This is a genomic window from Cupriavidus sp. 01L46 (assembly GCF_056399905.1).
The window spans coordinates 1-8,085 of record NZ_JBFTSF010000368.1; the positions used below are offsets into that span (position 1 = coordinate 1).

At 65.0% G+C, this 8,085-nt stretch carries 5 protein-coding genes and 1 pseudogene; 1 reads left to right on the forward strand and 5 read right to left on the reverse strand.

Annotated features, from left to right (window positions below):
• The coding region (locus tag AC1DS3_RS34460) for a MotA/TolQ/ExbB proton channel family protein (RefSeq protein ID WP_477128939.1) at nt 1-708 on the reverse strand (708 nt) is incomplete at its 3' end.
• A 29-nt stretch (nt 709-737) separates the two neighbouring features.
• On the reverse strand, nt 738-1,394 hold the full coding sequence (locus tag AC1DS3_RS34465) for an energy transducer TonB (protein ID WP_441640375.1): 657 nt from the start codon (nt 1,392-1,394) through the stop codon (nt 738-740).
• A 448-nt stretch (nt 1,395-1,842) separates the two neighbouring features.
• Here AC1DS3_RS34465 and AC1DS3_RS34470 point away from each other — a divergent pair, with 448 nt between their 5' ends.
• On the forward strand, nt 1,843-4,143 hold the full coding sequence (locus tag AC1DS3_RS34470) for an AAA family ATPase (RefSeq protein WP_441640376.1): 2,301 nt from the start codon (nt 1,843-1,845) through the stop codon (nt 4,141-4,143).
• A 21-nt stretch (nt 4,144-4,164) separates the two neighbouring features.
• On the opposite strand, the gene murI is transcribed toward AC1DS3_RS34470, so the two are convergent.
• The 3 genes and pseudogenes from murI to AC1DS3_RS34485 form a co-directional block, all read right to left on the reverse strand.
• Complete coding sequence (murI, locus tag AC1DS3_RS34475; protein ID WP_477128940.1) at nt 4,165-4,977, reverse strand: glutamate racemase; 813 nt, start codon at nt 4,975-4,977, stop codon at nt 4,165-4,167.
• Nucleotides 4,978-5,073: 96 nt separating this feature from the next.
• Nucleotides 5,074-6,445 (reverse strand): annotated as a pseudogene (locus tag AC1DS3_RS34480) (fumarate hydratase).
• A gap of 401 nt (nt 6,446-6,846) precedes the next feature.
• The gene (locus tag AC1DS3_RS34485; RefSeq protein WP_441640378.1) at nt 6,847-7,782 is read right to left on the reverse strand and encodes a DMT family transporter; all 936 of its coding nucleotides are present in this window, start codon (nt 7,780-7,782) and stop codon (nt 6,847-6,849) included.
• Nucleotides 7,783-8,085: the final 303 nt, after the last annotated feature.

The following is an 8,085-nucleotide window of genomic DNA, read 5'->3' on the forward strand; positions in this document are numbered from 1 at the left end:
GTTGTCATCGGTGGCACGCGCACTGGCGCTGGTCGGGCGCACACGGGCGCCGGTGACGAAGTAGGCGTGCAGGTCGTGGGCGAAGCGGTTGAGTTTCGAGATCACGCCTTTGTTGCCGCGGGTCAGCGCGTTGTAGCCGAGCACGGCGGGGATCGCAACGGCCAGGCCGAAGGCGGTCATGATCAGCGCCTCGCCCACCGGGCCTGCCACCTTGTCGATGGTCGGCACGCCGGAGGCGCCGATGTTGATCAGCGCGTGATAGATGCCCCATACGGTACCGAACAGGCCAACGAAAGGCGCGGTGGAGCCGACGGATGCCAGCACGGCCAGGCCCGATTGCATGCGTGCAACGGCCTCGTCGATGGCGCTCTTGAGCGAGCGGGTGATCCAGTCCGAGATGTCCATCACGTCGTGCAGCTGCGGCTGGCTGGCGCGATGGTGCTGCGCGGCTTCCTTGCCGGTCATGGCGAGCGTGCGGAACGGGTTGGCTTCGCTGCTGCCAAGGGTTTCGAGGGCGTGGTCGAAATCGTCGGAGTGCCAGAACTGCTTTTCGGCGCCATGCGCCATCTTCTTGAGCCGGAAGAGGTCCCACGCCTTCGTGAGAATCACGATCCACGAAGCCAGCGACATGATGAGCAGAATGATGGCGGTGGCACGCATGACGAAATCGCCTTGCGTCCAGAGGTGAGAAAGTCCGAGGTCCTGCATGTTGGTTCCTGGTGAGGTCGGTATTGAAATCAGTTGAGTTCGAACCCGATCGGCTGCTGGGCGGTAACCGCCACGGCACGACCGTTGTCCAGATAGGGCTTGCAGCGCATGCGTCGCACCGCGTCCTCGGCGGCCTGATCCAGCCTGGAGGATCCGCTTGAGGTCACGACCGCGGTCTTGACCACCTTGCCGGTATCGTCAGTAGTCAGACGCACCACGGCCTTGCCGGTTTCACCCATGCGGCGCGATTGCGACGGATAGGTTGGCTGCGGCGGGCTGCACTGGATCTCGCCAATGCCGACCGCGCGTGGCGCTGCCGACACAGGAGCGGCTGGCTCGGGGGCGGGCGCAGGCGGTGCCGGCGGGGCAGGCGGCGCGGGCGGCGCTTCCACGGCATTGGGCGTAGGCGGCAGCGATGCCACCGGCGTCGGCGTGGGGCGCGGTTGCGGCGGTGCAGGCTTGGGTGTGGTGACCTTCACCTGTTTGGGCGGGGTTTCCGGTTTGGGCTTTGGCGTCTCTACGGCGGGTTTTTGGGGTGGCTCAAGCGGGATGATGCGGGCGACGACTTCGGGCGAGATCACGGCCTCCGTGATCTTGCGCCCCAGCCCGCTCTGGATCAGGTAAAGCAGGCCGGCGTGGAACAGCAGGACGGCGAGCGTGATCTTGAAAAAACGTTGATCGAACATGAGAAAACAGCAGATGTCGGCGAATTGGCGCGGCGCCGGCTTTATTAGCGATAGGGCCTATTTGCGATAGAACAGGATCAGCGAGATGCCACAACCGACCAGCAAGCTAAGCAGCAATTCCATGATAAACGCTCCTTCAACAGTGATGCCGGTGGGAGCGCCGCTCTCGAGGCAGCGTGTCAGGTCGCCAGTATAAACGATAATGATTCTTATTTGGTGGCATTTTGTGCAATGCATTGAATCGCTGCCGCGCAGCCGTCTTTATACGCCGATTTGGCGATGGCTTCCCGTGGCTGCGACAAAATGCGCGCTCTCGCACGGCACAGGGTTGCCGGCAATGCCCGATCTGCCACAAAGCGCGCTAGCATAGGAAAAAGACGAACCAACCGAGCCATTCGAGCATTTTGCCGCGCTGGCCGCGGCGCCCCCCGTGCGAGAGGACCAGGCCATGGATTTCACCCGTTTCGCCGACGACGACCGCTCGACCCTCCTGCGTGCTGCGACCGGCTCGCCATGCACCTCCGCGCTCGACTGGATGTGCGCCCAGTTCGCCCTGCGGGTCGTGTGCTCGCTGGGGCCCAGATTCAACCTGCGCAGCAATATCAACGACATCCTGACCGTCAGCGCCCAGGAGATGGTGTGGCCGTATGGTGTGGTGTTGCGCGTCCAGCGCTTCCTTGCCGCGCGCTGCGCCGATATGCCGGCCTGGAAAGGCGCCGCCCGCCTCACGCCCGAAGAATTCCTGGAGCGGCACGGGCAATGGAACAGCGCGTTCGACGAGAGCGCGCTGTTCTACTATCTGGATGAGTACGTCAAGCATCACGCCAAGGATATGTTCGCCGTGTTCGACGCGTCGGCGGCGGCGCTGGCAGCACGGCTGGATGGCGAGCGCGTGCTGCTGGTGCGTAACATCGACATGCTCAGCCATGTGCTGGATTTGCCCGAGCACGAGCGCAAGCTGTTGCTGTACGCGGCGCTCGCAAAGTACAAGCGGGACCTGCGCGCGGTGATGGTGGACTGCAAGGTGGCGCACAGCCAGGAAGCCTTCCAGATCCTCGCCGGCTTGACCGGCGCTAGTCCGGCCGCGGTGGCGATCTCGCTGCGGCCCGGCTCGCGCCTGGAGACCCTCAACTTGATCGAGCAGCCGCTGCCCGAGAACAGCGTGACCGATCTGGGCGACCTGATGCGCCTGTCGGATCGGCTGCTGCATGTTCTGCTTGGCAACTACGCGAACGAAGCCGAGATGATGGCGGTGTTCACGCGCCCGGCGGCCGCCCCCACGCTTGGCACCGGCGACTATCCGCACGTGGAGACCGATGCGCGCTACCTGTCGGCGCTGCTGGCCAACGCCACGCAGCAGCATGCCTGCGGCGTCAACGTGTTGATCTACGGCCCACCCGGCACCGGCAAGACCGAGTTCGCGAGGCTGCTGGCGCGCGAGGCTGGCTGCGAGTTGTACGAAGTGGACTGCCTGGACCGCGACGGCAACAGCTTGTCAGGCAAGGATCGCTATCGCTCGCTGCAGGTGTCGCAGGCGTTCCTGCGTGGCCGCCCGCGCACGGCTCTGCTATTCGATGAAGTCGAGGATGTGTTCCCGGGCAGCGCGCGCGAACTCACCAGCCTGTTCGGCCAGGAGGACCCRCGCGGCTCGGTGAACGGCAAGGCCTGGGTCAACCAGACGCTGGAGCAGAACCCGGTCCCGGTGATCTGGATTTCCAACTCGATTCGCCAGATCGACCCGGCCTACCTGCGCCGTTTCCAGTTTCACCTGGAGCTGAAGATCCCGCCCCCGCTGGTGCGCGAGAACATCATTCGCAAGCACCTGGGCACGCTGGACGTGAGCGACGCCTTTATCGCGTCGCTGGCCGCCCGCAAGACCCTGACGCCGGCGCAGGTGCAATCGGCCGCGCGCTTCGTGCAACTGGCGGGCTCGGGCGTGGCCGAGCCGGTGGAGGCGCTGATCTTGCGGCAGCTTGACCATGCCGACCGCGCCATGGGACTGCGCCCGGAAGTGGAGGGGCGCCCGGTGGTGACGCACTACCGCCTGGATTACCTGAATCTGGAGACACGCTATGAGGTCGGCAAGATCGTGCAGGCGCTCAAGGCACGGCAGCGCGGGACCTTGTGTTTCTATGGCCCCCCCGGCACCGGCAAGACCGCGCTGGCCGAGCACATCGCCGCCGCGCTCGAGCAACCGCTGATGATCCGGCGCGCCTCCGACCTGATGAGCAAGTACGTGGGGGAAACCGAGCAGCAGATCGCGGCGATGTTCGCGCGCGCGGAGGAAGACGGCGCCATCCTGCTGCTCGACGAAGCCGACAGCTTCATGCAAAGCCGGCAGAACGCCGTGCGCAATTACGAGGTGTCCGAGGTCAACGAGATGCTTCAGGGCATGGAGCGCTTCAACGGCATCTTCGTTTGCACCACCAACCTGTTCGAGCGGATCGACGAGGCGGCGCTGCGCCGCTTTTCGTTCAAGATCCGTTTCCTGCCGCTCAAGCCCGAGCAACGCACGGCGATGTTCGTCGAGGAAGCGCTGGATGCCGATCCGCAGCGCATGGATGCAACCATGCGCGAGGAGCTGGCGAAGATGGATTGCCTGACGCCGGGCGACTTTGCCACGGTCAAGCGTCAGTGCGTGCTGCTTGGCGAGACGCTGACGCCGGACGAGTTCCTGGCGCAGTTGCGCCAGGAGCATGCCGTCAAGCCGGATGTGCGGCAGCGCCGGCCGCTGGGGTTCCTGCAATGACCTGAAGCGGGAGCCGATGCCTTATTCGAATGCCGGCGCGGGCTCGATCACGAGGGTTTCCGCGGGCGCATCCACATGCAGCAGCGCCGCGGCCATGGCGCGCAGATGGGCGGCGTCCTTGGTCGAGGTGTAGCGGTCGTTGGGCACCGCGTCGGCGTTTGCAGCCATGTCGTGCTCGGCCAGCTTGCGCCGAAGTTGCCGCGCGATCGCATCACCGGTATCGACCAGCGTCAAACGGTCGCCCACCAGCTCACGCACGGTGTCCGACAGGAAGGGGTAGTGGGTGCAGCCAAGCACCAGCGTATCGGCGCCGGCCTCGAGCATGGGCGACAGGTAGGCGGTGAGTTTCTCGCGTACGGCCGGGCCATCCACATCGCCTTGCTCGATCAGCGGCACCAGCCCGACGCCAGCCTCGCAGAGGAAGCGGCTCTCGCCTTCCAGGGAGGCAAGCAGGCGGCCGAACTTTGTGCTCTTCAATGTGTTACCCGTGGCCAGCACGCCAACCACTTTGCTGCGGCTGGCGGCGGCGGCGGGTTTCAGGCCGGGCTCGACGCCGATGATCGGCAACGCCAGCTTTTCGCGCAGCGTCTGCACCGCATGCATGGTCGCAGTGTTGCAGGCGATCACCAGGGCCTTGCAGCCCTGGGCCACCAGCCATTCGCAAACCTGCAGCGTGCGCGCCTCGACAAAATGCTCGGGCTTCTCGCCATAGGGCRCGTACTTCGAGTCGGCCACATAGATCAGCGATTCCTGCGGGAGCAGGGCACGGATTTCGCGCAATACGGACAGGCCGCCGAGGCCGGAATCAAAGATGCCGATGGGTGCGTTGTTCACAGGAGGGATCGAGGCAATCAAGAGGTTAGGTAGCAAAAAGCCGGGTCGGATGACCCGGCTCTTGCAGACAGCGTCGCTGTCACGGCGTGGTTCGCGTTACAGCGCAGCGACCGGGATCTTGCCGATCTTGGCTTGCCATTCGGCGGGGCCGGTCTTGTGTACCGAGGTGCCTTCGCTGTCCACGGCGACTGTCACGGGCATGTCCTTGACGTCGAACTCGTAGATGGCTTCCATGCCCAGGTCTTCGAAGCCGACGACCTTGGCGTGCCGGATAGCCTTGGCCACCAGGTAGGCCGCGCCGCCGACTGCCATCAGGTAGGCCGACTTGTGCTTCTTGATGGCCTCGATCGCCACCGGGCCGCGCTCGGCCTTGCCGATCATCGAGATCAGGCCGGTTTCGGCCAGCATCATCTCGGTGAACTTGTCCATGCGGGTAGCGGTGGTGGGACCTGCCGGGCCGACGGCTTCGTCGCGCACCGGATCGACCGGGCCCACGTAGTAGATCACGCGGTTGGTGAAGTCCACCGGCAGCTTCTCGCCCTTGGCCAGCATGTCGGCGATGCGCTGGTGCGCGGCGTCGCGGCCGGTCAGCATCTTGCCTGCCGTCCAGCGTGAAGTGCACATGGCGGGTGGCCGCGCAGTTCGGGATCATCGCGACCGGCTTGGAAGCCGCGTGGGTGGGGTAGCCCATGATCTTGACGTCCAGCACGGTGGCCAGGCCGCCCAGGCCTTGCGCGCCGATGCCCAGCGCGTTGACCTTCTCGTACAGCTCGACGCGCATTTCCTCGATCCAGTCCTGCGGGCCGCGAGCGATCACGTCCTGGATGTCGATTGGGTCCATCAGCGATTCCTTGGCCATGACCATGGCCTTCTCCGCRGTGCCGCCGATKCCGATGCCCAGCATGCCCGGCGGGCACCAGCCAGCGCCCATGGTCGGCACGGTCTTGAGCACCCAGTCGACGATGGAATCGGACGGGTTGAGCATGACGAACTTCGACTTGTTCTCCGAACCGCCGCCCTTGGCCGCCACCTGGATGTCCACTGTATTGCCCGGGACCACTTCGTAGTGGATCACGGCAGGGGTGTTGTCCTTGGTGTTCTTGCGGCCGCCTTCGGGCGGGCTCACGATGGATGCGCGCAGCACGTTGTCCGGGTTGGTGTAGCCGCGGCGCACGCCTTCGTTGATCATGTCCGACAGGCCCATGGTGGCGCCATCCCAGCGCACATCCATGCCGACCTTGACGAAGATCGTCACGATGCCGGTGTCCTGGCAGATCGGGCGCTTGCCTTCAGCGCACATGCGGCTGTTGGTCAGGATCTGCGCGATCGCATCCTTGGCCGCGGGACTTTGCTCCAGCTCATAGGCACGGCCCAGGCTGGTGATGTAGTCCATCGGGTGGTAATAGCTGATGTATTGCAGGGAGTCGGCGACGCTCTGGATGAGGTCTTCTTGTTTGATGACAGTCATTTTTGTGGGGAGGACAGTCGAGGGGAAATTCAGCCCGAAATCATACACCTAGCGAGGGGGAGGTGCCGGACTGCATGCGGCTGTCGACAGGAGTGCAGGTGCGCTTCGCTGCGCACGGCTGGCCGATGCGCCACCTGCCGCGGAGTTCTTCCCGTGCCTGCCACGCTTGCCTTACAGGGCCTTACGGGCAGGCGAAATGGCGTAGTCGTTCCTGCAGACGCTCTCGGCTAACCTGAGCAGCGGCAAGGGTACGATGAACACCGTTGGTAACTTCGTCACCACGCAGGCATAAAGAACCACCCGCAAGGGCGTGCTGCTAAAGCGCCGGCTTTCGGCGAAAAAAACCGCAGCCGTGGCCGCGGTTTCGTGATGCCGGCATTGGGCCGAAACCCCTCAATGGGCTAGCCCTTGCCTGTCCTGCTGGCGCGCCACGCGCGGCGGGCCAGCGGCCCGGGCCAGCTCGCCAGCGCGATGCCGGCCAGCACGCAGGCGAGTGCCACGCCGTGCGGCCAGCCCGGTGTCTCCCCTAGGAACACAATGCCGTAGGTGGCGGCCGCGATCGGCAGCACCGCAGTGAACACGCCCGCCATCTGTGCCGGCACATGGCGCACGCCTTTCATCCACAGCCAGAACGAGAAGATGCTGGCCGACAGCGCATACCAGAGCACCATCCACCATATGCTCGCCGGAACCGATGTCATGTCGAATTGCAGCAGCGGCATCAGGCCCAGTGGCAGCATCAGCAGCCCGCCGATCAAGTGCGTATAGGCGCAGATCTCGATGGCCGCCAGTGTTTGCGCCAGCCGCCGCGAGAGGATCACGTAGATCGATTCGCAGATCACCGCGCCCATGATCATCAGGTTGCCGAGCAGCGCATGCTCGCCGCCGATGCTGGCAGCGCTGCCGCCGCCATGGTCCGTGCCACGTGCCACGTTCAGCATCGCGATGCCCGCCACCGCCAGCAAGACCGAGAATACCGTGCGCCGCGATAGCCGTTCGCGCAGGATCAGCCACGAGAGCAGGGCAACGGTCGCCGGGATGGTGCTGGTGATCACGCCCGCGGCCATGGCGCTGGTCAGCCGCACGCCACCCAGCATCAGCAGCGTGAACAGGAACGTGCCAAAAAAGGCTTGCAGGAAGAGGTTGAACCATTCGCCGCGCGAGACGGCGCGCATGCGCGCGGGCCGGTACCAGGGCGCCAGGCACACAATGGCGATGGCGAAGCGCAGCAGCGCGAACAGCAGGATGGGTACGTAGGCGACGATGGCCTTGCCCAGCCCGACATTGCTGCCGACGAGGGCCATTGAGGCAATCAGGAAGAGGGCGTGGATGGGCACGGGGTCTGGGTGGCGGCGCTGTTTGGTCGGGATCTGGCCGGCTTCTGGCCTGGTTCTGGCACGGTACTGGCCGCGATTTGGCGACGATTTGGCGACGACCTGGCGAGTAATGGCCGGTGGCTCGCGGTGGCGCATTGCGCTGAGCACTTCTGTCGGCGAAGGACCGCAATGCCGCAGCGCCGCGTTCGGGATAGGGCTCGCGGCATTATAGCTGTGCTAGCCTAATGGAGAAGTCTGCACATCCATCCCCGTGCCAGGCCGTTAGCCATGGTGCGCTGCAGCAGCCGGCGCACGGGTGCCGGC

Bases quoted from the DNA above. Each gene is read 5' to 3' on its own strand.
- AC1DS3_RS34465 (WP_441640375.1), bottom strand. From the start codon at position 1,394: ATGTTCGATCAACGTTTTTTCAAGATCACGCTCGCCGTCCTGCTGTTC.